This is a genomic window from Streptomyces sp. RG80 (genome assembly GCF_040446465.1).
GTDB lineage: Bacteria > Actinomycetota > Actinomycetes > Streptomycetales > Streptomycetaceae > Streptomyces.
The window spans coordinates 78415-103835 of record NZ_JBEAAJ010000021.1; the positions used below are offsets into that span (position 1 = coordinate 78415).

At 67.8% G+C, this 25421-nt stretch carries 17 protein-coding genes and 1 pseudogene; 14 read left to right on the plus strand and 4 right to left on the minus strand.

The annotated features are described in order from the left end of the window. Positions 1-326: 326 nt before the first annotated feature. Positions 327-1067, minus strand: a complete 741-nt coding sequence (locus ABKA17_RS46150; RefSeq protein WP_353698456.1) for an SDR family NAD(P)-dependent oxidoreductase — start codon at positions 1065-1067, stop codon at positions 327-329. A gap of 80 nt (positions 1068-1147) precedes the next feature. Next, positions 1148-2587, minus strand: coding sequence for an aldehyde dehydrogenase family protein (locus ABKA17_RS46155; RefSeq protein WP_353698457.1), 1440 nt, complete (start codon positions 2585-2587; stop codon positions 1148-1150). Positions 2588-2967: 380 nt separating this feature from the next. Between ABKA17_RS46155 and ABKA17_RS46160 the strand changes: the two genes are divergently transcribed. The 3 genes from ABKA17_RS46160 to ABKA17_RS46170 all read left to right on the plus strand — a co-directional run bounded on the left by ABKA17_RS46160 (position 2968) and on the right by ABKA17_RS46170 (position 6191). Then, positions 2968-4167 carry an NAD(P)/FAD-dependent oxidoreductase gene (locus tag ABKA17_RS46160; protein ID WP_353698458.1) on the plus strand — a complete coding sequence of 400 codons (1200 nt, stop codon included), beginning with the start codon at positions 2968-2970 and terminating at the stop codon, positions 4165-4167. Between the two features lie 46 nt (positions 4168-4213). Then, positions 4214-5434 carry a cytochrome P450 gene (locus tag ABKA17_RS46165; RefSeq protein WP_353698459.1) on the plus strand — a complete coding sequence of 407 codons (1221 nt, stop codon included), beginning with the start codon at positions 4214-4216 and terminating at the stop codon, positions 5432-5434. Positions 5435-5597: 163 nt separating this feature from the next. Further along, complete coding sequence (locus tag ABKA17_RS46170) at positions 5598-6191, plus strand: SDR family oxidoreductase (RefSeq protein WP_353698460.1); 594 nt, start codon at positions 5598-5600, stop codon at positions 6189-6191. Here ABKA17_RS46170 and ABKA17_RS46175 read toward each other — a convergent pair. Then, the gene (locus ABKA17_RS46175) at positions 6158-6787 is read right to left on the minus strand and encodes a TetR/AcrR family transcriptional regulator (protein WP_353698461.1); all 630 of its coding nucleotides are present in this window, start codon (positions 6785-6787) and stop codon (positions 6158-6160) included. The genes ABKA17_RS46170 and ABKA17_RS46175 overlap by 34 nt on opposite strands. A 112-nt stretch (positions 6788-6899) precedes the next feature. On the opposite strand from ABKA17_RS46175, the gene ABKA17_RS46180 reads away from it, so the two are divergent. The 9 genes from ABKA17_RS46180 (at position 6900) to ABKA17_RS46220 (ending at position 21294) form a co-directional block, all read left to right on the plus strand. Continuing rightward, on the plus strand, positions 6900-8102 hold the full coding sequence (locus tag ABKA17_RS46180; protein WP_353698462.1) for a cytochrome P450: 1203 nt from the start codon (positions 6900-6902) through the stop codon (positions 8100-8102). 64 nt (positions 8103-8166) lie between these two features. After that, entirely contained in the window at positions 8167-8361 is a 195-nt protein-coding gene (locus tag ABKA17_RS46185; RefSeq protein WP_353698463.1) for a ferredoxin, read from the plus strand. A 153-nt stretch (positions 8362-8514) separates the two neighbouring features. Further along, positions 8515-9990: an MFS transporter gene (locus tag ABKA17_RS46190; protein ID WP_353698464.1), complete on the plus strand. Its 1476-nt coding sequence runs from the start codon at positions 8515-8517 to the stop codon at positions 9988-9990. 459 nt (positions 9991-10449) lie between these two features. Then, a complete protein-coding gene (locus ABKA17_RS46195) occupies positions 10450-11262 on the plus strand; it encodes an SDR family NAD(P)-dependent oxidoreductase (protein WP_353698465.1) in 813 nt (270 codons plus the stop codon). 382 nt (positions 11263-11644) lie between these two features. Continuing rightward, complete coding sequence (locus ABKA17_RS46200; protein WP_353698466.1) at positions 11645-13840, plus strand: ABC transporter permease; 2196 nt, start codon at positions 11645-11647, stop codon at positions 13838-13840. Positions 13841-14869: 1029 nt separating this feature from the next. After that, positions 14870-15601 carry a carbonic anhydrase gene (locus ABKA17_RS46205; protein WP_353698467.1) on the plus strand — a complete coding sequence of 244 codons (732 nt, stop codon included), beginning with the start codon at positions 14870-14872 and terminating at the stop codon, positions 15599-15601. Between the two features lie 43 nt (positions 15602-15644). After that, on the plus strand, positions 15645-16340 hold the full coding sequence (locus tag ABKA17_RS46210; protein ID WP_353698468.1) for a type 1 glutamine amidotransferase domain-containing protein: 696 nt from the start codon (positions 15645-15647) through the stop codon (positions 16338-16340). 890 nt (positions 16341-17230) lie between these two features. Continuing rightward, positions 17231-20281 carry a S8 family peptidase gene (locus ABKA17_RS46215; RefSeq protein WP_353698469.1) on the plus strand — a complete coding sequence of 1017 codons (3051 nt, stop codon included), beginning with the start codon at positions 17231-17233 and terminating at the stop codon, positions 20279-20281. Between the two features lie 323 nt (positions 20282-20604). Next, a complete protein-coding gene (locus ABKA17_RS46220; RefSeq protein ID WP_353698470.1) occupies positions 20605-21294 on the plus strand; it encodes a helix-turn-helix transcriptional regulator in 690 nt (229 codons plus the stop codon). 362 nt (positions 21295-21656) lie between these two features. Here the strand turns inward: ABKA17_RS46220 and ABKA17_RS46225 are convergent. After that, positions 21657-22896, minus strand: a pseudogene (locus ABKA17_RS46225) (IS701 family transposase). Positions 22897-23832: 936 nt separating this feature from the next. Between ABKA17_RS46225 and ABKA17_RS46230 the strand changes: the two are divergent. Beyond that, positions 23833-24648 carry an NPP1 family protein gene (locus tag ABKA17_RS46230; RefSeq protein WP_353698471.1) on the plus strand — a complete coding sequence of 272 codons (816 nt, stop codon included), beginning with the start codon at positions 23833-23835 and terminating at the stop codon, positions 24646-24648. A 295-nt stretch (positions 24649-24943) separates the two neighbouring features. Beyond that, positions 24944-25120, plus strand: a complete 177-nt coding sequence (locus ABKA17_RS46235) for a hypothetical protein (RefSeq protein ID WP_353698472.1) — start codon at positions 24944-24946, stop codon at positions 25118-25120. The last annotated feature ends 301 nt before the right edge of the window (positions 25121-25421 follow it).

Below are 25421 nucleotides of genomic sequence, written 5' to 3' on the forward strand. Positions count from 1 at the left end.
TAGGTGGGTCTGCGTGACCCGTCCCTCAAGCTAGGCGGGGAAATCGGGCCGCCCACGGCACCGGGGAAGCGAATACGCAGTCATCGCCTCCTACTTCGGTAGGAGGCGCCCTCCTACCGAAGCACGCGAAGACCCTGCAACAGCGCCACTCGTTGAATGTGGGGGGATCAGTGGAGGTACTCAGCGACGTGATGCTCCGCTGTGTTTCGGCGCCCCGAGCCGGAGCGTCCACCGCATGTGCCGGAACGCTCCGACTCCCGGAAAACCCCCAGGCTTCGCCCTACGGCTCCCCTGCGTCACCGCGCTCTGCCAGATGACGGGTGCGCTCAGCGGAGCAGCGAGCCCCAGCCGCCGTCGATCGGAATGGCCAGCCCTGTGAGATAAGAGGAGCGTTCCGAGGCGAGGAAGAGTGCCAGTTCGGCGACTTCCTGAGGGGTGCCGCCGCGTTGCATCGCCGGCTTCTGGAGCTTCTCCGGTGCCGCCTGAACCGCGTTCTGGCCCATGTCGGTGAGGATGATGCCGGGGCAGAGCGAGTTGGCACGGATCCCGTCGGTGGCGTACTCGGTCGCCGCTGCCCGGGTCAATGCGATGACGCCTGCCTTGGCGGCCGAGTAGACACTGGCATAGGCGCCGGAGGTGGCCAGGGCGGCCAGCGAGGCCCAGTTCACGATCGCGCCGCCGCCGGTGGCGCGCATGGTACGGATTCCGTACTTCGTGCCGAGGAACACGCCCTTGAGGTCCACAGCCATGATCCGGTCGTACATCTCCAGCGTGGAGTCGGCGAGCGGCGCTCCGTCGGCGATGCCGGCGACGTTCAGTACGGCGTCCACGCGGCCGAACTCGCGTACCGCCGTCTCGAACATCGCGACGACCTGGTCCTCCTGCGAGACGTCGCAGTGAACGGGTACGACCGCCTCGCCGAGTTCGGCTGCGGTGTACTTCTCCTTTCCGCTGATGTCGGCGGCGACGACCCTGGCACCGTGCTGGACGAACAGCTCCGCGCAGGCCTTGGCCATACCGGCGCCGGCGCCGGTGATGACTGCGACCTTGCCGTCCATGTCACCCATGAGTTTTCTCCTTCATTGTGATGGGGGCAGACCTGCCGACGCGCTCGTCGGCAGGCTTGGTACGGATCTGCGCCGGGGCGTCAGGCCTTGATGACGGCGGCCTTCTCCCGGGTGAACTCCAGGACGGCGTCGTGGCCGTAGCCGCTGTCCTTCACGCCTCTGAACGGCAGCTCGTACCGCGTCTGGCGGTAGGCGTTGACCCACACGTTGCCGGTGTCCAGATCGCGGACGAAGCGGAGCGCGCGGGCCAGGTCGCGGGTCCACACCCCGGAAGCCAGGCCGTAGCGGCTGTCGTTGGCGAGAGCGAGGGCCTCGTCGTCCGTGTCGAAGGGGATGACCACGGCGACGGGCCCGAAGATCTCCTCCTGGCAGATGCTCAGTGAGTTGTCCGTGGTGGTGAAGAGGGTGGGTTCGACCCAGTAGCCGCCCGGGAGTCCGGGGACCAGTTCGGCTCCGTGCCGGCCACCGAAGACCAACTCCGCTTCTTCCGCACCGGACTTGAGGTAGCCGACGACGCGGTCGTATTGCTCCCGGGAGATGAGGGGGCCCATGGTGGTGGCGTCGTCGGCCGGATCACCGAGGACGATCCCCTCGGTGATCGCGCGGATGCGCTTCAGCATCTCGTTGAGGACCGGCCGCTGGACGAGGATCCGGGATCCGGCCACGCACACCTGTCCCGCGTTGCCGGTGAAGATGGACTCGACCGTCACGCCTTGCGCGGCGGCGTCGAGGTCGGCGTCGGCTAAGACGATGTTGGGGGACTTCCCGCCGAGTTCGAAGATGCTGGGGGTGAGGGTGTCGGCTGCCGCGCGCTGGATGGCCCGGCCGGTCTCCGTCGACCCGGTCATGGTGACCTTTCGAACGTCCCGGTGTCGGACGAGGGGGTCACCCACCTCGTCGCCGCTTCCCGAGACGATGTTCAGGACCCCGGGCGGCAGCACCTCGGCGATGAGCTCAGCGAATCGCAGCGAGGACACGCTCGCCTGCTCCGGGGGTTTGACGACCACGGTGTTGCCCGCGGCGAGCGCCATGGCCGCCTTGTTGCACAGCATCGCCAGCGGCGCGTTCCACGGAACGATCGCCGCGACGACTCCGTAGGGCTCGCGCCGGGTGAACCCGAGGCTGGTCGGGTCCAGCACGACGCTGTCGCCGGTGACCGCCTCCAGCGTTCGGCCTGCGGCCTGGTTCCACACGAACGCCATGCCGATTCCGGCGCGTTGGATGTTCTCGCCGAGCAGACGGCCGTTGTCGCGGGTCTCCAGACGGGCCAGTTCCTCACCGTGTTCGGCGAAGGCCATCGCCACCTGCTGCAGGTAGAAGCCGCGGACCGCCGCCGGCAACGCCGACCAGCCGGGGAAGGCTTCCTTCGCTGCGGCGACCGCGGCGTCCACGTCTGCCTGGTCGCCGGCTGGGATCCGCGCCCAGACCTCACCGGTCGCTGGGTTCTCCGCGTCGAGCCATCGCCCCGATTGCGGTGGTCGCAGCATTCCGCCGACCAGGTTCCGATACGCCTCAGTCATGCTTCGCCTCTTTCCGGGAGTGAACTGGCCTCAGGCCCACGAGAGAGCGGGGCGAAACGCCATGTGGCGCAGGGGCGCACGTCATGACGTCCAAGGCCTGAAGCCGCTAAAACGATTGGACGCTATCGTTTTGTGGAAGCAGGCGTCAACGAGCAAAAACTCCACTTCACGTGGCTCTTTTGAGTTGGTCCCTGCGGATACAACCCAGGGATGACGGATCCAACGCCACTTACTTCTCAGGTAGGTTGCTCCACGACCCTCACTAGGTGAGAGTAGCTATCAGTACCAAGGGTCGAGCGGTTAAACGCAACGGCTCAGCAAAGGAGACGTCTGATGCAACTGACAGCCGACATCGGCACAGCAGGCCGAGAGGCAGTCTCGTGAACCGGACCGTGGTGGTCGGCGCCTCGGCGGGCGGACTGGCCACGGCGGAGGCCCTGCGCCGAGGACGCTACGAGGGTGCGATCACCCTCGTGGGCGACGAACGCCACACCCCCTACGACCGCCCGCCCCTGTCGAAGCAACTCCTCAAGGGCGACTGGCAACCGGACCGTCTGGCGCTGCGCCCGGCGGCGGACATCGACGCCCTGAGCCTCGACCTGCGCCTGGGAGCGACCGCCGTCGCTCTGGACCGCAACTCCCGCCAGGTACACCTGTCCGACGGCAGCCTGCTGCCCTACGACGCGCTGGTCGTCGCCACCGGTGTCCGTCCACGCCGTCTGCCGGGCTGCGACGGCGTGTCGGGCGTGCATGTGCTGCGCACCGTCGAGGACGCGCTGGCACTGAGGAAAGGGCTGCGGCCGGGCCGGCGGCTGGTGATCGTGGGAGGCGGGTTCATCGGGGCGGAGGTCGCGGCCACGGCCCGGGCGCTGGGCATCGCGGTGACACTCCTGGAGGCGGGCACGGTCCCCATGGGCCAGGCCGTGGGTGACGAGGCCGGACGCTTCCTGACCGGGATACACCTGGGCCACGGCGTGGACGTGCGCACCAGCACCTCGGTCAGCGCGGTCCAGAGCGCCGCCGGCCGGGTCACCGGTGTCCTGCTGTCCGACGGCAGCGTCCTGCCCGCCGACGACGTCCTCGTGGCCATCGGCTCCCTGCCCAACACCGAATGGCTGGAGGGCAGCGGCCTGGCCCTCCAGGACGGGCTGGTGTGCGACGAGTACTGCTCCGCCGCAGCCGACGTCCACGGAGTCGGCGACGTGGCCCGCTGGCACAACACCCTCTTCAGCGCATCGATGCGCATCGAGCACCGCACGAACGCCGCCGAGCAGGCCATGACCGTCGCCCGCAACCTCCTCGCCCACGACCAGCGGCGGCCGTTCGCGCCGGTTCCGTACTTCTGGTCCGACCAGTACGACGTCAAGATCCACGCCTACGGCCATCTGCGCGGCCACGACGAGGCGCTCGTCCTGCAGGCCGAGGACGCGCGGCGTCTTCTCGTCGTCTACCGACGCGGCGAACTGCTGACCGGCGTGCTCGCCGCAGGGCTGCCGCCCAAGGCCGTCCGCGCCTGGCGCTCACTCGTCGCAGCCGGCACCGCCTGGACGGAAGCCGTCATCGGCGCCCCCGTCGCGTAACCCCACGCCCGCGACTCCCCGTACCCCCACCCCCACTGGAGGACCCATGAGCACGGCCACCGATCCGACCGGCAACCTCGATCTGCCGACCTACCCCGCCGCCCGCTCCTCGCGCTGTCCGCTCCACCTGCCTTCCGAGTACGAGCAGTGGCGACTGGGCGACGGGTTGCAGAAGGTGCGTCTGTGGAACGGCGAGACCGCCTGGGTGGTCACCCGCTACGAGGACGTCAAACTTGTGCTGTCCGACCAGCGCATCAGCGCCGACACCATCCGCTACCCCCGGATGCACCCGGGCGCGGAACAGATGCAGGTCCCGGCGTTCCCGCGCATGGACGACCCCGAGCACGCCCGCATCCGCCTCATGATGACCAAGGACTTCACGGTCAAGCGGGTGGAGGCGATGCGCCCCCAGGTGCGGACGCTGGTCGACCGGTTCATCGATGAGATGACCTCCAAGGGCGACGCGGCCGACCTCGTCGAGGCCTTCGCACTTCCGATGCCGTCCCTGGTCATCTCCCTGCTGCTCGGGGTGCCCTATGAGGACCACGAGTTCTTCCAGAAGCACAGCATCACGATCAACCAGCCGGACGTCACCCCGCAGGAGAAGAGCCAGGCGAGTGCCGAGCTGTTCGGTTTCCTGATGGAGCTCGTGCAGCGCAAGCAGCGCGAGCCCGGCGACGACCTGATCAGCCGGCTGATCGCAGAACGCGTCGAGACGGGGGAGCTCAAGCCCGAGGAAGTGGCCATGAACGGCCTCGTCCTGCTCATCGCCGGCCACGAAACCACCGCCAACATGATCGGCCTGGGCACGCTGACCCTGCTGGAGCATCCGGAACAGGCGGCCGTGGTCCGGGACAGTGACGACCCCAAGGTGGTCGCGAACGCCATCGAGGAACTGCTGCGTTACCTCTCGATCGCCCAGGACATGATCTGGCGCGCCGCCCACGAGGACCTCGTCATCGGCGACCAGGAGGTCAAGGCCGGCGACATCCTCGCCGTCAATCTGCCTGCGGCCAACCACGACCCGTCGTTCATGGACGACGCCGGGTCCCTCGACGTCACCCGGAGCGCCCGCGGCCACATTGCCTTCGGCTACGGCATCCACCAGTGCCTCGGCCAGAACCTGGCCCGTGTCGAACTGACTGAGTCGCTGCCCCGGCTCCTGCGCAGGCTGCCCCGGCTCCGCCTGGCCGTACCCCTGGAGGAGGTCCCGTTCCGAGGCACCATGGCCGCCTTTGGCGTCCACGAGCTGCCGGTCACCTGGTAGGCGAGGGAACCCACAGACGGGCCGCCTCCGCAGCGGAGGAGGCCCCAGCGCCGCCACACCAGGGACAGGTCAGGCGGCGCACCGTGGGACCGGCGGTTCGCGCCACCCCCGACCGCCGGGCCCACGGCCCCCTCCAGCGGACAGACCCAGGAGAAGTACATGAGTGGCCGAACTCGGCGGGCTGGACGGCCCTTTCGACGTGGGTGCCAATGTTCCGGACGCGGTGCCCGACCGGGACACCGACCTGCTCGGCATGGATGTGGAGATCAGGCGCCGTGCCTTCGAGATGGACTTCCTCGGATACACCGTGGTCTGCCGGGCAGCCATCCCGCATCTGCTCGCCGCGGGCGGTGGCGGCATCGTCAACTGCTCCTCCGGAGGGGCGTGGTCCGGCCTGGCCGTTCTGCCCACGCACTCCCCCTCGAGGACCGGGGTCAACGCCCTGATCCGGCACATCGCCTCGCGCTGGGACCGGGAGGGGCTCCGCTGCGACGCGGTGGCGCCGGGACGGGTCATGACCGAGTCCCTGCCACGCCAAGGCACCTCCGCGCCGCAGCCGGGACACGACTTCCGATGCACCCGATTCGGGCAGAACCGCCGGCATCGCCGCGACGGTGGCCCTGCTGCTCTCCGACGATGGAGAGTGGGTCAACGGCCAGATGTGGTCGGTCTGCGGTGGCGCGAGCTTGCGGGAGCGAAGGCAGCCGTGGACACGGCTCTCTGTCAGGCGGGCCGGGAACTCCGCGTCAGCGTCTGACTGAGCGGCTCCGGCGACGGAAGCACGGTGGGCTGCACAGGAGCGAGGCCGTCGAGCATCAGGGTGATGTAGCGCTTCCAACCGTCACTGTCGGGCTGGACCGTGTGCAGGACGCTGAGCAGCATCACCGTGATCCGGTGGAGGTCGTCGGGGACGAGGTCAGCACGGACACGTCCGGCGATCTGTGCCCTTCGCGCCACCAGGATCAGTGCCTCGTAGAACGGTGCGGAGAGCTCCGAAGCCAAGGACCCGGCATGGCTCACCGCGCCGAGCATGCCTCGCTCGCGTGCCGCGAAGGAGACCGAGGCCTCCCACAGGGTCGCGAGCCCCCGCAAGGGATCGCTGTCATCGAGCGCTCGGCTGATCGCGGGCGACATCTCCTCGGTGATCTTCTGTTCCAGCGCCGCCCGGACGAGTTGCTCCTTGTTCGGGAACCGTCGGTACAACGTCGCGATGCCGACACCGGCGCGACGGGCGATCTCCTCGAGCGAGGCGTCGGGGCCGGTCTCGGCGAAAATCGCACGCGCCGCCCGAAGGATCTTCTCGGAGTTGCGGGCGGCGTCGGCGCGCAGTCGACGCGGAGATTCATCAGTCACCGTTCCACCCTAGCAACCGATACCGAACTATCTGTTGAGTGGAATAGGACGATCATTCAATCGATAGCATGCTCTCAGTTATAGACCCCCTTGCCCCACCAAGGAGTCGACCATGCCGATCCCCCGGCCCGCCACGTACCCGTTCATGGCCGAAAAGCTCGACCTCAGCCCTCTGTACTCCACGCTCAGGAAGGAGCAGCCACTGAGCCGGGTCCAGCTCCCCTACGGCGAGGCCGCCTGGCTGGCCACTCGCTACGAGGACGCGCGGTTGGTCCTCAGTGACCCCCGCTTCAGCCGGAACGAGAGCATCCGCCGCGACGAGCCACGTATGCGGTCCTTCCGCACCCCGCCGGACGCTCTCATGATCATGGATCCGCCGGAGCACGCCCGTCTCCGCCGACTCGCGGCCAAGGCGTTCACCATCAAGCGGGTGGAGGACTGGCGGCCCCGGATCGAGCAGATCGCCGACGATCTGGTTGACAGGATGCTCACCAAGGGAGCGCCCGCCGATCTGGTCACCGACTTCGCTCTGCCGTTACCGATCACGGTGATCAGCGCCCTGCTCGGAGTGCCCTTCGAGGACCAGGAGGACTTTCACGTCTGGGCCGAGGCATTCATCTCCACCACCAAGTACACGGCAGAAGAGGCGGCCGAGCACCGGGAAAACCTGACTGCCTACATGGCCGGCCTGATCGCTGAACACCGCGAGAACCCCCGTGACGACTTGATCGGCGACCTCGTCGCCGCTCGGGACCAGGACGACCGGCTCTCCGAGGGAGAGCTGCAGACCATGCTCTCCGGCATCCTGGTCGGCGGTTTCGAGACCGCCGCCATGCAGATCACCGACTTCGTGTACTTGTTGCTCACCCACCCCGAACAGCTCGCGATCCTGCGCGCCGACCTTGACCGGATCCCGCAGGCGGTGGAGGAACTCCTGCGCTTCGTCCCGCTGTCCATCGGCACCGCCTTCGCGCGCTACGCCCTCAAGGACATCGAGGTCGGCGGGGTAACGGTACGGGCCGGCGAGGCGGTCATGGTCGCGCTGCACTCGGCCAACCGGGACGAGTCCGTGTTCACCTGCCCCCACCGGCTCGACCTGGAGCGCCATGAGGCCCCTCACCTCGCGTTCGGTCACGGCACACACCACTGTCTCGGTTCTCCGCTCGCCCGGGTGGAACTGCAGGTCGCCCTGCGCACCCTGCTAACCCGCTTCCAGGGCTTGCGCTTCCACGAGTCCGACGCGGACGTCGTCTGGAAGTCCGGAGTGCTCACCCGCGGTCCGGAACGCCTGCCCATCACCTGGGACCGCGATTGATCTGCCCGTCTCGACCCCAGCTCCCCCGCCACAGCAGTCACCCTCACACCAGAAGAGAGAGAGCATGCACATCGAATTCGACGAGCCCAAGTGCGTCGCCGCGGGACAGTGCGTCGTGGCCGCACCCGAGGTGTTCGACCAGCGTGACGAGGACGGGATCGCCATCCTGCTCACCGAGAACCCCACCGTCGATCTGCACGAGGGCGTGCGGGAGGCCGCGGCGATCTGTCCGGCTGCTGCCATCCGTGTGAAGGAGTAGCCCGAAACTCCCCCTCCCCCGCAGCTGGGCTGCCGCCCGGATCGGGCGGCGCTCCCCCCCCCTTCGCCCGGGAGCGCCGCCTCCCCCATGTGCCGTACCACTCCTCCGAGTTCGCAGACTCTGTGCCCCGCCCACCCTCCTGAGAGGCCGTTCATGTCCGCAGCAGCATCCCGGCGGGGCGCCGGGGAGGCGTCCTCCGCTCCGCGAGCGAACGTCGTCGTGGCGGTCCTGGCCATCGGCGGGATCGTCGTCTCACTCATGCAGTCCCTTGTCATCCCCCTGATTCCCGAGCTTCCCGAACTCCTCAGCGCCTCCCCGGCGGACACGACCTGGGCCGTCACCTCCACACTGCTCGCCGGCGCGGTTGCCACCCCCGTCATGGGACGGCTCGGGGACATGTACGGCAAGCGGATCATGCTGCTGGTCAGCCTCGCTCTCCTCGTGGCCGGCTCGACGGTCTGCGGCCTCAGCAACTCGCTGACCCCGATGATCATCGGCAGGGTCTTTCAAGGGCTGTCCGCCGGCGCCGTCTCACTCGGCATCAGCATCATGCGCGACGAACTGCCCGCCGAGCGGCTGCCCGGCGCGACCGCCCTGATGAGCGCATCCCTCGGCATCGGCGGCGCTCTGGGGCTGCCCGCGGCCGCCCTGATCGCCGACCACTTCGACTGGCACGTGCTCTTCTGGACCTCCGCGGTCCTCGGCGTCCTGTCCGTCGCACTGGTCGTGACAGTCGTCCCCGAATCCGAGGTGCGCACAGGCGGCCGCTTCGACCTAGTGGGTGCGGCTGGGCTCTCAGCCGGGCTGATCTGTCTGCTGCTGGCCGTGTCCAAGGGAGCCGACTGGGGCTGGAGGAGCACAACCACCCTGAGCCTGTTCGCCGCCGCGGCGATCGTGTTGCTCCTGTGGGGACGTTTCGAACTGCGCGTCAGCGCGCCGCTGGTCGACCTGCGCACCACCGCCCGCCGCCAGGTCCTGTTCACCAACCTCGCGTCCGTCGCCATCGGCTTCTCGATGTTCGCGCTGTCCCTGGTCATGCCGCAGTTGCTGCAACTGCCCAAGCCGACCGGCTACGGCATGGGCCAGGACTTGCTGACAGTCGGTCTGGGCATGGCGCCGATGGGCCTGGTGATGATGGCCACGGCCCCGCTCTCCGCGCGCATCACCAGGGCACGCGGCCCCAAGGTCACCCTGATGATCGGCGCGCTGGTCGTAGCCGTCGGCTACGGGACCGGCATCGTGCTGATGTCCGAGATCTGGCAGCTGGTCATGGTCGGCTGCGTCGTCGGCGCAGGTATGGGGCTGGCGTACGGCGCCATGCCCGCGCTCATCATGGGCGCCGTACCGGTGTCCGAGACCGCCGCCGCCAACAGCCTCAACACCCTGATGCGCTCCCTCGGCACCTCCTTCTCCAGTGCCGTCGTCGGCGTGGTCCTGGCACAGCTGACCACCGATTTCGCGGGCCACTCCCTTCCCTCGGAGAACGCCTTCAGGACCGTCCTGGCCATCGGCGCCGGCGCCGCCGCGCTGTGTTGCGCACTCGCCGCCTTCCTGCCCGGCCAACAGGACGGCACCGTCCCGGCGCGCACACCGGCCAAGCCGTCGGAGTCGGCGAAGACCCCCTCCTGACCTACGGCGCACGGCATCGCCAGGCCTTTCGCGCGGCTTGTCGCCCGCCCACCAGACGCCCGAATCCTCCGGATGAGGTCCGGTAGTACTTCAGTAGTAATCGCCGCCTCCCAACTCACTTCCGGAGTACAGGGGACGCCTGGGAAACCACTCCTAGAATGGGGTGGAAACCAGAGAAAGGATATTTCCGTGAATTCCATTCGAAGCAATAAATCGTCCTTCTTCAAATGGCTCGCCACAGGACTCGCCGCGGTAGCCGCCACCTGCGTAATCATCGCCACAGCCTCAGCGTCAGGCAAAACTACGCAAGCCGACGCACCATGGGACTGCAACCGCGACGGGACGATTTGCAGCCCCTTTTGATCCACGAATTCCAACCGCCCGTCAGTTACCCGCCTGCCGCAATCAGGTTCTCATGTCCTTCAATTCTGGTAGCCGCAGACAAAAGCAGGAGTACGCATGCGCATCGCGAACGATCAGGTCGCCGTCATCACCGGAGGGGCAAGCGGCATCGGCTACGGCCTCGCCGAAGCCCTCGCAGACCGCGGAGTGCGGCTGGTTATCTCCGACATCCGCGAGGAGGGCCTGGACAAGGCGAAGGCATCGCTGATGGCCGCCGGGGCCGAGGTCACCGCCGTGGTGGCGGACGTAAGCGACGAGGCCTCAGTGCGCACACTGGCCGACCGGACCATCGCCACGTACGGGCGAGTGGACCTGGTATGCAACAACGCCGGCGTCGTCTGCCCTCCCGCTCCCATGTGGGAACAAGGGGCCCGCATCTGGGAGTTGATGATCGGCGTCAAAGTGCTCGGAGTCGTCCACGGCGTAAAGGCCTTCGCTCCCCTGCTCATCGCGCAGGGCACGGGCCACTTCCTCAACACCGCATCCTCCGGAGGTCTCGCGCCCCTCCCCGACCTCACGCCGTACACCACCACCATGCACGCGGTCGTGGGGCTGACCGAGACGCTCGATCAGGAGTTGAAGCGCGTGGCGCCCACGCTGGGCGCGACTGTGCTCTGCCCAGGGCTCGTCGACACGCCCCTCGGCCGGAACTCCGCAGCGCTCGGCGCCATCGACCTGCAGGCCGCCGCTCCCCTTTCGATGCAGAGCGCCCCCGCGTACTTCGGCGAGAAGCTCTCTCCCCGCGATGTCGCGGTCTCGGCGATCGCCGCCATCGAGGCCGACCGCGTTCACGTCGCCCCTGGCGGCGACGTCGCCGAGCGAGCGCAGGCGCGCGTCACGGCCCTGCTCGCCGACATCGCCGCGGGCTGACTCCGCACGAATCTCCACCAACTGCCTCCAGGATCACAAAGACGCCGGCCGGGTCCGCTCCGCGCAGCGCGGACCGACGACGCCTTCTGGCAGTACGAGCTGCGCATGCCCGGGATCGCCCTGCCCGAGGCGCTCGACCACGGCCGACGCTTTGCGGCCCCCCGGGCCGACCGTGCCTGTCCGAGGATGCCTGCCGCCGCCTCACAGCAGCTCCTCACCCCCTGGCCGACGCGAGCCCCCGTACACGCGCCCGCAACCTCTGCGCAGCCCTCGACCTGCCGATCGGGACCCACCCACAACCAGCGGTCATGCCCCCACCTCAACCACAAAACGGGCAAGAGCTCACGTTCCACACTCTGAGTCCGCACATCAGGAGCACGTCATGGAAACACCGACCCCTGTCGCCAACGTGAGCGGTCGCGAGCCGGCTTCGCTCGAGGCGGACCGGAAGCGAGAGATCGCCAAGCGCGTCTTTCTCTTCCTCATTCCTTTCGTCATGGTCACGATGATGTACGCGACCTACATGGGCACCATGCACGCACCGAAGACCCGGGACATGCCCGTCGCCGTGGTCGGTTCAGGGGCCGTGGCCGAGTCCGTCGTCGACGAGCTGAAGTCGGTTCAGGACGGCGCCGCCGACCCCCGGTTGGTCGCCGACCGCGACAAGGCGCTCGACCTGCTCAAGGACCGTGACGTCGCCGGTGTACTGCTGATTCCTGCGGACGGCGCCAGGGAGGCGACCGTCTACACCGCCCAGGGAGCCGGCGCCTCGCAGGCCGGAATGGTCAAGCAGATCCTGGCCCCGGTGGCGGCGGGCCACGACTGGACGACAAAGACCCAGGACATCGCACCGCTGCCCTCCGGGGACAGCGCGGGCATCGCCGTGCTGCTCGCCGCGATCGGCATGATCATGGTCGGGTACGTCCCCCTGAGCGGGATGCTCACGGCGGCACCCCACCTGCTCGTCCTGCGCAGGTTCCTGCCACTGCTGGCCGGCTGGGCGGTGGTGACCAGCACCGTGACATGGCTGATCCTGGGGCCGATTGTGGGGGCGGTCGACGGCCACTACTTGGCGTTCGTCGGGATCGGCCTGCTGGCGACGGGAGCCGTGGGCATCGGTCAGCTGCTGTTCGCCAGAACCCTGGGCGGGCTGGCGGTGCTGCCCGGCATGCTGCTGTGGGTCGTCTTCGGCGTGCCCTCCTCGAACCTCGCCACGCCGATCCACGCGATGCCCGACTTCTTCGGCTTCCTGCACAACGTGCTGCCCCTGCCGGCCGCGGGTGAGGCACTTCGGTCGGTCATCTACTTCGACGGCCGAGGGGTGAGCAAGCATCTGCTGACGCTCGCCATCTGGATGGTCGCCGCTCTCGCGCTCGCCCTCCTGATGGAGCGCCGCAAGGGGGCCGCCCTCGCGAGCGTTCCGGAGTCCGACAACCCCGACGCGCCGCGGCCGGCGATGGCCGGTGGCCCGGTGCGCTCCAAGCGGGTCCGGTACTTCGCGGTAGCCGCTTTCCCGCTGGCCATCCTCACCGCCGTCGTCGGCATGATGAGCGCCTCCCTGCACCAGCCGGAGATCCGCGACATGCCCGTCGTGGTCGTCGGCGCTTCCCAGGCACAGACCGAGCAGGCGACCAAGGGCCTTCAGCAGGGCCTGGGCGACCTGGTCTTCCTGACCACCAGCACCTCCCTCGACAAGGCGACCGATCAGATCCGCGAGCGCGAAATCGTCGGCGCGTACGTGCTGCCCACCTCCAAGGGCGGCAAAGCGAAGCTCTACACCTCCTCGGCGGCGGGAGCCGGCCAGCACAACGCACTGCGGGGGATGTTCCAGCAGATCGCCCAGAGCCAGAAGATGCCGCTGGAAGTGACCGACATCAAGCCGCTGAACGCCTCCGACTCCAACGGCAGCAACAGCATGTACGCGGCCATGTCGTGGATCATGTCCGGTTTCGTGATCATGGCGGCGCTGCGCGGCGGCGCGCCGGAGATCAACCGGCTGCGCCAGCTCCTGCCGATGCTGGCGGGCTGGGCGGTGGGCATGGCCGTGTGGCTGTGGGTGCTGTTCGACGTCCTGATCGGCGCGATCAACGGTCACGGCTGGGCGCTGGTCGGCTTCGGAGCACTGACGATCTTCAGCATCTCGATGTTCACCGCGGTGTTCACCCGCACCCTCGGCATCGCCGGCATCATTCCCGTGCTGGTGATCGCCCTGATGATCGGGGTCCCGGCCTCCGGCGGAGCCATCTCCTTGTACATGGTCCCCGAAGTCTTCCGCGACCTGAACGACGTCCTGCCCCTGCCCGCAGCGGTCGACGTGGCCCGCGCCGCGGTCTACTTCGACGGCGCGGGTATGGGCGGCCACCTGACGACGATTATCGGCTGGGGGGCTGTCTGCCTGTTGCTCAACGTGGGAATCGACAGGTGGCTGGCCCGCCGTGACCTCAGGGCCGACACGGACGCGGATGGCGGCTCCGGTACTCCCGTTTCCGGCCAGGAAACCACCCTGGCCCTGGTCGGAGCCGAGGACACCGCCGAACCCTCCCGCCGCGGACGGCGGACCGCGCGCACACGTTCCTGACAAGGCCACGATCCTGGGCGCACTGCGGAACGGCACCGACACGGAGACTGCGGCGGGTGCGGGCCCGTCGCGGCCGTGCCGCGCTCGGCGTCGCAGAGGTCAACGGCGAAGGGAATGTCGAATGTCGATGCAGTGCGCGGCGCTGCCCCAGGCGAAGTGGTTAATCCAGGCGGGCAGTTCGTGGCGGGCGTGGGTGTCTGTGCGCTCAGCACGGCGTACGCGGCAACAGCTTCGGTGACGAGGCCGTTGTCCGCCAGCGTTGCATGCACGGCTTCGGTCGGCGCCGAGGCCGGAGCCAGGGAGTTGAACTCCTTCTGTGTGAACCCGAGCAGCAGTGACCGGACCCCCCGCGGCCGTGGCGTCGGCGAAGGTGTCGGAACGGGGACCGGAACCAACTCCCCGTCGACGAAGGCGGCGAGCACCACCTGGAGGGCGAGCAGTTCGTCACCGGTGAGGTCGCGGAGTGCGGTGGCGGGGCGGGGGGCCCGCGCGCGCTCGGTCATGAGGGTTGAGATGGCAAGACCGTCCCTGCGGCGCTGGGGATACATGACCCGCACCCGACTGGGACATCGCGGCGCGGAAGAGACTGCCGCGCTTGACGAAGTCCGCTGCATGGTGCCGTTTCCCGGCCTGCGCAGCCCGCTTCGGTGTTTCACCACCCGGGCGACGAGACCGCGTTCGGAACCATCAGCTTCGCGACGGTAGGCCCAGCGGGCAGACGCCTGTGACGGCTTGGATCGCCAAGGAGAACCTGCGCACCTTTGTGCCGAAATCCAGCGAGTGGCCTCCCGTGCCGGGGTCTTCCGGATGGGGACCGCTGCTACTCCGGTAGCAACCGCTTCATCCCAATTCACTTCCGGGGTACCGGGGGCGGCCGGGAAATCACTCCTACATTGGGGCCGGGTCCTGAACAGGATCTCACTCTCGCGCCTCGATACACGCCAGTGCCAGAAAGGCGCAGAACGGAAGGAAAAGCTAATGAGCAGGGTTGGACAGCCGATGCGCAGATCCATACTTGCCGGAGGACTGGTGGCCACCGTGGCCGCGCTTTCCAGTTGCTCGTCGAAGACGGACAGCACAAAGACGGAAAACGCGGATGCGGCGAAGAACTCTTCGCCGTCCCCGACCACCCAGGGTTCGTCTTCGGCCGATCGGCCTGACTCGCCGTGGACATCCTTCGCCCGCCTGATGGATGGCAACAGGCGCTGGGTGGACGGGAAACTGCTGCACCCCGACCGGGACCCCAGCCAGCGCCAGTTTGTCGCCGAGGAGCAGGATCCCTACGGTGTGATCCTTTCCTGCATCGACTCCCGCGTGCCTCCGGAGTTGCTGTTCGATACGGGGCTCGGCGACCTGTTCGTGATGCGCACCGGCGGCCAGGTGGTGGAACCGGTGGTCATCGGCTCCGTCGAGTACGGCCCCATGACGTCGGGGACGCCGCTGATCGTCGTACTGGGGCACCAGCGTTGTGGCGCCATCAAGGCCGCATACAAGGCGCTCAAAGAGAACAAGCCGCTGCCCGGCAACCTGCAGGCCATCGTCGAGGCGTTGCGGCCCGCGTACGAGGAGACGGCGAAGGCCAAGCACGCTGACCCGGTCGACGCCATGATCCGCATCCACACCAAGCAGACCTCCGCGGACCTGCGGACCAACGCCGACCTCGCGCCGCTCGTGAAGAAGGGCGATCTGGCTGTCGTCAGCGCCTACTACTCTCTCGACACCGGCCGTGTGGAAGTCCTGACCGGTGCGCCTTCCGCCTGACGGCACGGACCATCCATGCATTCCGTCCCCGAAAGGGAAATCCATGCCCCGCACGAACCGCATCCTCGTGATCGTCACCAGCATCGGCGAGTACGAGAAGGTCGGATACCGCACCGGTCTCTGGCTGGGTGAACTCACTCATTTCTACGACGTCGCCGAACAGGCCGGTTTCGACGTCACCATCGCCAGCATCCAGGGCGGGCCCGTGCCCCTGGACCCGGAGAGCCTCGCTCACACCGTTCTCGGCGACCTCGGCACCGCCAGGCGGTACACCGACCGCCGGTTCATGGACCGGCTCAAGGACACCCTGGCCGTGACCCAGGTCGCCAGCGACGACTACGACGCCATCTACCTCACCGGCGGTCACGGCGTGATGTTCGACTTCCACCAGAGCCAGGCCCTGGAGACGCTCATCGCACGCTTCTACGAGACCGGCCGGATCGTCTCGGCCGTCTGCCACGGGCCGTGCGGTCTGCTCGACGTGACACTGAGGAGCGGCGAGCCCCTGCTGAAGGGCAGAAACGTCACCGGGTTCTCCTGGCGGGAGGAGGAACTCGCCCAGCGGGCGGACGCCGTCCCCTACAGCCTGGAGGACCGGCTCAAGGAACTCGGCGCTTCCTACACCACCGCGGACAAGCCCTTCGACGTATACGTGGTCGAGGACGGCCTCCTCATCACCGGCCAGAACCCCAGCAGCGCCAGGGCCGTCGCCGAGGCAGTGGTCCGACACCTGGTATGAGAACCGCCGTCATGCGCCTCCGACCGTCCCGAGCTCCAGGCACGGCCTGTCCGCTCTCAGCCGGAGTTCGCGGGGGTAAAGCAGGGAAAGCCGCCGGCCTCGATGTGTTCCCGCAACCACCGTTCGATGCTGCAGCCGTACAGCAGTGCGGCCGCCTGGCTGTGTGAGGCGTCGCGGCCGGCTGACACCTCGAAGATCGCCTCGTGTCCCGTGACAGTCCTGGCGCCGAGCCGGGCGTCGGCCTGGTCGCGCCAGATCGGGGCGCGAAGCGTGCGGCCCGAGACGCCTTCAAGGATTACCGGCCGGGACTCGTTCCCGACGGCTGCGACAACGGCGCGCCACCTCGCTGACAGGCGGCGGACGAGCGTAGGGCGCGGTGCACGCGGCCACCGCACCGGCGTTCGCAGCCGTCTGCGGGACGGAGAACTACTGCGTCGAACTGGCGCTGCCGCTCCGGCATCTCCCCGGGCACGAGCTGGAGGCCATGAGGGGTGTTCAAGCGGAAACGCCTCGACGCCGGTTCGGGCTGGGCCGATGTCGTCCGTCAGCGGACCCGTTCAGCCGGCTCGGTGGCCTTGCCCAGGGCCGGACACGAGATGCACCTGGATGTGAGGGGACCGTGCTCAACGCTCCTTACGGGGAAGAGGAGTTGATGTTGGGGGCAAATGCCCCTAGTGCGGATCCGTTTGCGAAAGACATGGTTGACACGCCCCCTGGACCAACACTGGACAGTGGTCGCCGCTCAGGTCCCGAGCGTGCCTGCTGGGCAGCGGTCCGAATCCCAAGTCAACGAAAACGGAACCGAGTTGAAACGCAGCGACAGGCACGGCAGGTCGACTGTTCAACGCCTGACGGCACCTTTGGCCGTATCCCTGGCAATCGTCTGTACGGTGGCGCCCGCCCACGCCGACCACAACGGCACGCCCGGCGACGCCGAGGCCCGCATGTACGTCGTCAAGCTCGCAGAGCCGCCCGTCTCCACCTACCAGGGCGGTCTGAAGGGTCTGGCCCGCACCGCCCCGTCTCCCGGGAACCGCCTCAGGACGAGCACGAACGCAGTGAAGGCCTATGTGCGGCACCTGGACAACCGCCGCGACAACGTGCTCGACGACGTCCCCGGCGTCAGGAAGCTCTACGAGTACAGCTACGCCTTCAACGGCTTCGCCGCGAAACTGACCGCCCGCCAGGCGGCGCAGCTGTCCGCCACTCCCGGGGTGGTCGCACTGACCCCCGACAAGGCCGTCCCACTGCCCCAGGCACCCGACCTGTCCACGTCAGCGGCGGCGACGTGGGACGCCCATACCCCGGCGACAGCCCGCGCCGACCATCCCCGACATCGGCGATCCGCACCCGACGCCGAAGGCCGCACGGCTGGTCCGAAGGAGAGCACAAACACGGCCGACGGCTCGGTCTCCCCTCCCGACATCCCACGCTTTTTGGGTCTGGGCGGTGAGAACGGACTCTGGTCCAAGCTCGGCGGCCCCGAACACGCCGGCGAGGGCAGCATCATCGGCGTCGTGGACAGCGGCATCGACCCGACGAACCCGATGCTCGCCTCCCTCTCCGAACCCCGCCCCGACGCTGACGCCATCGCCGAGAAGTGGCACGGCACCTGCGACGCGGGCGACGATCCCGCCCACAAGGTGACCTGCAACAACAAGCTCATCGGCGCCCGGTGGTTCCGCGAGGGCGTCCCTGACCCCACCTCCGACGACATTCCGTCCCCCCGGGACCTGGACAGCCACGGCACCCACACCGCCACTACGGCCGCCGGCAACTACGCCACCCCCGTGGAGCTCCCGGAGCTGGGGATGCGTGGCAAGGTCAGCGGTATCGCCCCGGCCGCCCGGGTGGCCGCGTACAAGGCGTGCTGGCACGACGGCTGCTGGGACACGGACCTCACCGCGGCGGTCGACACGGCCGTGGCGGACGGCGTGGACGTCATCAGCTACTCCATCGGCGGACGGCTCACCACCTCCGAATCCATGGAGGCCATGTTCAACGCCGCCAAGGCGGGCGTGTTCGTCTCCGCGGCCGCCGGCAACGGGGGACCCGAGACGGTGGGGAACACCGCGCCATGGATCACCACCGTCGCGGCCGAGACGCACGACTCCGGCTACGACTCCACGCTGATCCTGGGCGACGGCCGCCGTTTCACCAACGTCAGGCTGCAGGCCCCGGTCCCCACAGCCCCGTTGGTCGCCGCTGACGACGTGCGCAAGCCGGACGCGGACGCGGCGCAGGCCACGCTGTGCGCGCCGGGCACGCTCGACCCCGCCGAGGTGAAGGGGCGGATCGTCATCTGCGACCGGGGCGGGGTGGCCATTTGGGACAAGGGCCGGGAGATCGCGGATGCGGGAGGTGTGGGCATGGCCGTGGCGAACACACCCACCAGTGCCCAGGACATCTTCCCGAACGACTACGTCGTGCCCTCGGTCCAACTGAGCCAGGAGGAGGGGAAGGCGGTCAGGGAGTACGCGGCCAGGGCAGGTGCCACGGGGAGGTTCGTCTCGGGCACCGTCCAGGTACGCGCTCCGCAGGTCACCTCGTTCTCCTCCGGGGGCCCCGAGCTCTACAGCGGAGGCGACCTGCTCAAGCCCGACATCGCCGCCCCGGGCCAACGCATCCTGGCGGGCGTCGTACCTGACGACGACTCCCCTGACCGCTTCGGATTCTTCGACGGGACATCGATGGCGACCCCGCACATATCCGGCCTCGCCGCTCTGCTGAAACAGCTGCACCCCCACTGGTCGCCCATGGAGGTCAAGTCGGCGCTGATGACCACGGCGACAACCACCGACAACGAGGGCAAGCCCATCGGCCGGCAGGCCACCGCTTCCGCCACCCCGCTCGACTACGGAGGCGGCTCTCCCCGAGCCACCCTCGCCGCCGACCCGGGTCTGGTCTACGACTCCACGTCCGCCGACTGGACGGCGTACCTCTGCGGGATACAGCGGCCGACCACCGTGGACGGCGTCGACGCCTGCGCGAAGGCCCGTCCCCTCGACCCCAGCGATCTGAACTACCCGTCCATCGCCGTCGGTGACCTGGCCGCCCGGCAGACGGTCACCCGCACGGTCACCAACGTCGGCAAGGACACCGCTACCTACCGGGCGACGCTCCGGACACCACCTGGCTACCAGGCCAGGGTCACCCCGCAGAGCTTTACCCTGCGCCCGGGAGCCTCAGCGACGTACCGGGTCACCTTCACTCGCACCAACGCGCCCTACGGCGTCTTCTCCAGCGGCTCCCTCGCCTGGAGCGACGCCCACAGCCAACACCGGGTCACCAGCCCGATCGCACTGCGCGCCGCCCGCGTCGCCGCACCGGGCGAGATCGCCCTCAAGGGGCAACAGTCCCTTCCACTGACTGTACGGGCTAGCTGGAAGGGAGAGCTGACCGCGCGGGCGGAGCTGTACAAGGCCGAGAAGATCACCGGCACCGTCACCGGTGAGGACCAGGACTTCTTCTCGGCCCCGGGAGCCAGTTCCGCCGACGCGAAGATCCCCGTCCACGTCCCCGAAGGCGCCCCCTTCACCCGAGTCGCGGTCGACCCGGCGGACCATGCGCCCGGAAGCATCGTGGACGTCTTCGCCTTCGACAAGAACGGAGTTGAAGTGTCTCCCGAGCCGCAGATCGGCTCGCAGGATTACATCGACCTGCCGCCCGGCGACTACGACGTCTACGTGGTGCAGTACGCCACGCCGACGGGCACCGACAGTCAGCAGTACACGCTGCGTCTGTGGAAGGTCGGCCAGACGGCCCCGACCGTCCGGCCCACCGTCACCCCCACCACCCAGTCCGTCACGCCGGACGCCCAGAGCCGGCTGACGGTGCAGTGGCCGGACGCCGCGCGAGGCGAGCGGTATGTCGGCATCATCGCGTATGGCGACGGGCCCCAGCCCGAGGGGCTGACGAAGCTGGCCGTGACGCCGCAATAGCCACCTACAGCAGAAAGCGCCCGCCCGTGACCCCCGCGAGGTTCACGGGCGTCGGCGTACCCCGGACGTTTCTCCCTGGCGACATTCCCGGTGGTTGCGCATCTGCTTCGAAGTGATGCAGGCGATGGTCATGCGGATAGTACTCCGGTAGGAGTCGAGGAGGTGGTTTTTAGTTCTCTGGACCCGAGGTCGCAAGGGCATGGGGTCGTAACCTTTCTGGCTGTAGGCGGAGTGAGTCGCCCCCAAGACTCCGTCGTGCCCCCACAACTGGAGTCGCAATGCCGCCCCGCGAGGTCTCTGGGTCATCTTCTTACAGACTTCCTTTGTCACTTGCGCTCGTCACCGACAGCGGCCTCGTTCCGAACGATCTGTCGGCGGACTGCGTCCGGCTGGTCACCGAACCATCCGATGTCCGAGTGGAAGACGATGTCCTACTGTTCTACGGACAGGGAATGGCACGCGAATTGAAGCGTTTCTGCGGCGAACTCGGGGGTGTGCTACCACCAACCGCGGTGCTGGCGCACTCGTTGGACTGGGACGATGTGTCGCTGGCGCTCGAGCATGGGGCCACGGGCTATCTGCTGGAGAACCGGTACGCCTTCCTGCTCAACGAGGCACTGTGGTGCACCTTTCGCGGAACCGGATTCCTGGACCCCGTCGTCGCCGCCGCATGGGTGAGGTCGGTCACCGGCCCGGTGAGAGGGACATCCGACAGGAAGCAGCCGCGACCGGTCACGGAGATCCGCCCGGACCGGCGTTCGACACTTTCACAGCGGGAAGGCCAGGTCATGGATCTGCTCGCCTCCGGCATGAAAGTCCGCGAGGTCGCGCAGCACATGGTGCTTACCGAGAAGTCGGTGCGGAACTACCTGAGCCGTATCTACCACAAGCTCGAAGTACGGGGGCAGTCTGAGGCGATCCTGTACTGGATCGGTCGCCTGGAGCCATCCGTACCCGCTGCTCGGCCGAGAGCCTCCTTCATCGATGGCGAGCTGAATCAGCCCATGAGCTAAGGGCACTCCTCACGACACTCATCCCCTATCCACAGCACGTCGCCCCGCTGGACGGCAACCGGGCGGGGCGCGTCCCCGGTCAGGACTGCGTCTGTGCGACCGGTTCGGGCAGCAGCCCTGCCCACCATGCCGACGATAAAAAGTTCCACCGACTCCGTCAGCGGACCCTCGTGAGAGATCGGGGCTGGTACTCCAGCAGCACTTTGACGTTTTCCCTGTTCAGGGGCAGTTTGGGTGAGTGTACTGTGCTGATTGTCGGCCCGTGTCCTCATTCCCGGGCCGCCCCTCGATCGTGTGCAGCCGCCGCTGATAGTGGCAGCCGCGGGCGACGGCTTGGCGCCGTCTGCGCCCGTGCGACCATCTCAACGCGCGTGCGCTGATGAGGTGTTGGTGAACGCCGGTGGGTGAGTGGACAGTTGCCAGGAGCCGCCGAACTGCTGCCACGGTGAGGGGCGCGAGGCAGGAACCGTTTCTGCTGCCCCCTTTGCTGCAGCGTCGGCGTCCATGACGGCCAGGAACGCGTGCGCCAGCATGGCCAGCGTGATGTGCCGCATCCAGCCCGTGTAACGGCGGACTTCGTACTGGTCGAGGCCGCACTCCTTCTTCACGGCCTGGAACGCCTCCTCGATGGCCCAGCGCATCCCGGCGACGCGGACCAGGTGCTCGACCGTGGTGCCGAGCGGCGCGTAGCCGAGGTAGTAGGGGCGATCTCCGCGGGCTTGCTGATGCTGCGGCGTGCCAGGGCCCACCGCTGGTGGGTGGGCATCCCGCCGTCGAAGTCCTCGATGGATGTGATCTGCAGGGCGGCCCAGTGGTAAACGCGCGGGCCCTTCGCCCCGTCACCGCACGAGCGTCGCTCCCACGCTTGGTCGGGGGCCTGGGAGAAGAGGTGATCGATGCGTCCGAAGTGCGGCACCTGCTGGGACTTGGGGACCGCGAGGACATATCCCAGGCCGGTCTCCTCCAGCATGCGGCGCAGCCGCCACTCCTGACCGTAGGCCGCGTCCGCGGTCACCCAGGTGATCGGCAGCGGCGAGGCGACCGCCCGCAGCACCATGGCCTTGGCCAGGTCGGGCTTGGTGACGAAGGCCCGCTCGTCAGGGATGTGGGCGGCGCTGCAGCGGTCGCGGTCGCCGGTCCAGGACTCGGGCAAATACAACTCCCTGTCCACCAGAGCGCGCCCACGTGTGGTGGCGTAGGCGGCGAACACGCCGATCTGGCAGTTCTCGGTGCGGCCGGCGGTGAGTACTGGCGCTGCACTCCGGCCGAGGTGGTGCCCTTCTTGAGGAAGCCGGTGTCGTCGAGTATGAGGATGCCGTCGGGCTCGCCGAGCCGTTCGGCTACGTAGTGCTGGAGGTCGTCGCGGAGCTCGTCGGCGTTCCAGCGGGCGCCGTTGAGGAGCCGCTGGAGGCAGTCGGGTGTGCGGTGTCCGGCGTATTCGGCCAGCTGCCAGCCGTTCTTGCGGCCGACCGGGCCCAGCAGTCCACGGATGTAGTCACGCATCCTGCGGCGCGGCTCGACCCGCCTGAAGCGGTGGCCGGTACGCAGGAACAGTTCCTCGAGTTCGTCGTCCCAGATCTCAACTGCACGCTCGTCGATCACACCGGGAGGCTGCCCGGACCGCTGCCACTATCAGCGGCGGCTGCACACGATCGAGGGGCGGCCCGGGAATGAGGACACGGGCCGCCAATCAGCCCACTACACTCACCCAAACTGCCCCTGAACAGGGAAAACGTCAAAGTGCTGCCGGAGTACTAAGACCCAAAGCTACTCAATCTCGGGGATCCCAAAAGAGCACTTGGCATTGCCGGTTTCCGTCAACGTTCACGGATGGTCCCTCGTCGCCTCTGAATTCTGGGTCCGTCGCATGTGGCGATTCTTCCAGTTGGTACACAGAATTCGCCCGCACGAGGGGAACCCTCATGGCATCGACCGTGCGACATTCCAGCGTAGTTGAGACAAGCAGCCACCGGTCGGCCTCACCCGCCAACCCACGGTTGACGAGAGCTCCTCTGCCGTGTTGGGGTCAAATGCCTCTACTTTCACGCCAGTCCGGAGGGCACGCTGGACAGGAAACCTCGTCAACAGGCAAGGAAACCTCAGGTACAAATCATCAACGCCGACGTGCCTTCGACCACCGGTAGTGCAGCTCCGGTGGGACGGCGTCACGAGATGCTCGAAGCTCAACACCGCTTCGAAGACCACCAAAACGGGCTTCTACCCCCTGGGCGACGAGCCCTTACCCGCGCGTGCCTTCACTGACGCGGCCTGCACCGGCGCGTCCTCAACGCGGGCGTCTCGTACAGGCCGTCCTCCGCCGACGACGACCTCCGGGAGAACGACCTGCAGTGCAGGTACCTCGCCGTCGGAGTCCGTACCACCGAGCACCACTTCCGCGAGTGCGGCTGACCTCACAAGCGACGGCCGGGGGGGCAAACCGGCCGCTCCACCCCTGCCGAAAACCACGGGAAGTCGAGGCCGTCCTTTGCGCAGAAAACGCCGACCTCCCGACAGACCGAGCAACTGGAGAGAAAACGCATGTCACAGATAGCCACGACCAGAAAACCATCCCGTCTCCTCAGGACCGCGCTCATCACGGGCAGTGTCACCGCTCTGACGCTCGGACTGGCCGGTGCCGCGCACGCCGAAGGGATCAAGCCTCTGCCATACATGGGTGACGGCGCTCCGAAGCAGGAGATGTTCCAGCCGCTCTTCGACTACGACTCGGACGGCTGCTACCCGGCGCCCGCCGTCGACGCGAACGGCAACCTCAACGGCGGTCTCAAGAACTCCGGATCGATCACAGGTGGATGCAAGACCGGCCACCTCGGCAACGCCAACACCTACTCGCGGGCCAAGTGCGACAAGGGCACCGGCTGGTGCGGCATCGTCTACACCCTGTACTTCGAGAAGGACCAGGTTGTTGCTGGCGCCGATGCCTTCGGGCACCGGCACGACTGGGAAGCCGCCGTGGTCTGGTACCACGGCAACGACCAGTGGCCCAGTTACGTGTCCGTCTCCGCCCACGGGGACTACACCACCAAGCGCTTCAACGACGTGGAGCGGGTGGGCAAGCGCTTCAAGGTCGTCTATCACAAGGACGGCGGCAGCACGCACGCCTTCCGCTTCGCCAAGTACCAGGAGCAGGCGGAGGCATGGGGCCCCGACAACTGGGACCGGCCGGCCCTCGTTCCCTACGACAGCCTCTGGAGCACGAAGCGAGCGGCCTGGAACGCGCTGGAGAACTCGGACTGGGGCAAGGCCAACTTCCCGCTCCAGGACAAAGGCGACCGCTTCCGCAACACCCTGAACAAGGCCAAGCCATCCGACATCAGCTTCAACGCCTGGAGCTGACACCCAGACAGGCGTACCCAGCCGGTCGCCCGTACGGGAGTGATGCACGGCCGCGAGGTGTCGATGCCGCGCCGAACCGCACCGGGACCGGCGGGATTCCTCTGCGCCGACTCCAGCCGCCGATTGGGGCTGGAGTCGGATGTGGAATTGGTCTCGTGCTCGCGGGCGGGGACAGGCGCGCCAACCTCCGGAAACATGTACTGCTCAAGGTCCGCCTCGGAGTCGCCCGAGTCGTTGACGAGTCGCAAGGCTGGCTCGGCGGCGGCCTGGGAAATCCGTCCACGTACGTCAGACCGTGGGCAGGCTGATGAAGGAGTCGGCGCGTCGGTTCGTCCTGCTCGGCGAAGATCTCGGTGGGCGTTTCGCGGAGGCTCAGCCCTACAACGCCGACACCTTGCGCGTCGCGGCCGCGGACCACACCGCACTCGAATCCCTGCACGAGCGTTCAGGTCTGCCACTCAAACCGGCATGAAGGAAGCCAGGAAACGGCCATATACATGGACGCGGACGGCCTCCGCAAATCAGGGTCCATGCCCATTGCCTGCCCCTATTGCGGCTCGGCGGTCACGCCTGCTCAAGCACGGTCCGGTTCTGAATGCATCGCGCCGCACGAAGCACCAGGGATCAGAAACACGCACTAACCTTGTCGATTACTGACTTCGGCGTATTAGGGTCCGTCCGGTCTGTCGAAAGCGAGGCCCGTCTCGGCGAAGAATCCGTCGAGGATGCAGTGCCGGTACTGCAGCGCCTTGAGCCGCCTGCGGAGCAGAGTC

Coding starts and splice junctions, on each gene's coding strand:
- ABKA17_RS46150 (WP_353698456.1), bottom strand. CDS start 1,067: ATGGGTGACATGGACGGCAAGGTCGCAGTCATCACCGGCGCCGGCGCC.
- ABKA17_RS46155 (WP_353698457.1), bottom strand. CDS start 2,587: ATGACTGAGGCGTATCGGAACCTGGTCGGCGGAATGCTGCGACCACCG.
- ABKA17_RS46165 (WP_353698459.1), top strand. CDS start 4,214: ATGAGCACGGCCACCGATCCGACCGGCAACCTCGATCTGCCGACCTAC.
- ABKA17_RS46180 (WP_353698462.1), top strand. CDS start 6,900: ATGCCGATCCCCCGGCCCGCCACGTACCCGTTCATGGCCGAAAAGCTC.
- ABKA17_RS46185 (WP_353698463.1), top strand. CDS start 8,167: ATGCACATCGAATTCGACGAGCCCAAGTGCGTCGCCGCGGGACAGTGC.
- ABKA17_RS46190 (WP_353698464.1), top strand. CDS start 8,515: ATGTCCGCAGCAGCATCCCGGCGGGGCGCCGGGGAGGCGTCCTCCGCT.
- ABKA17_RS46195 (WP_353698465.1), top strand. CDS start 10,450: ATGCGCATCGCGAACGATCAGGTCGCCGTCATCACCGGAGGGGCAAGC.
- ABKA17_RS46200 (WP_353698466.1), top strand. CDS start 11,645: ATGGAAACACCGACCCCTGTCGCCAACGTGAGCGGTCGCGAGCCGGCT.
- ABKA17_RS46210 (WP_353698468.1), top strand. CDS start 15,645: ATGCCCCGCACGAACCGCATCCTCGTGATCGTCACCAGCATCGGCGAG.
- ABKA17_RS46230 (WP_353698471.1), top strand. CDS start 23,833: ATGTCACAGATAGCCACGACCAGAAAACCATCCCGTCTCCTCAGGACC.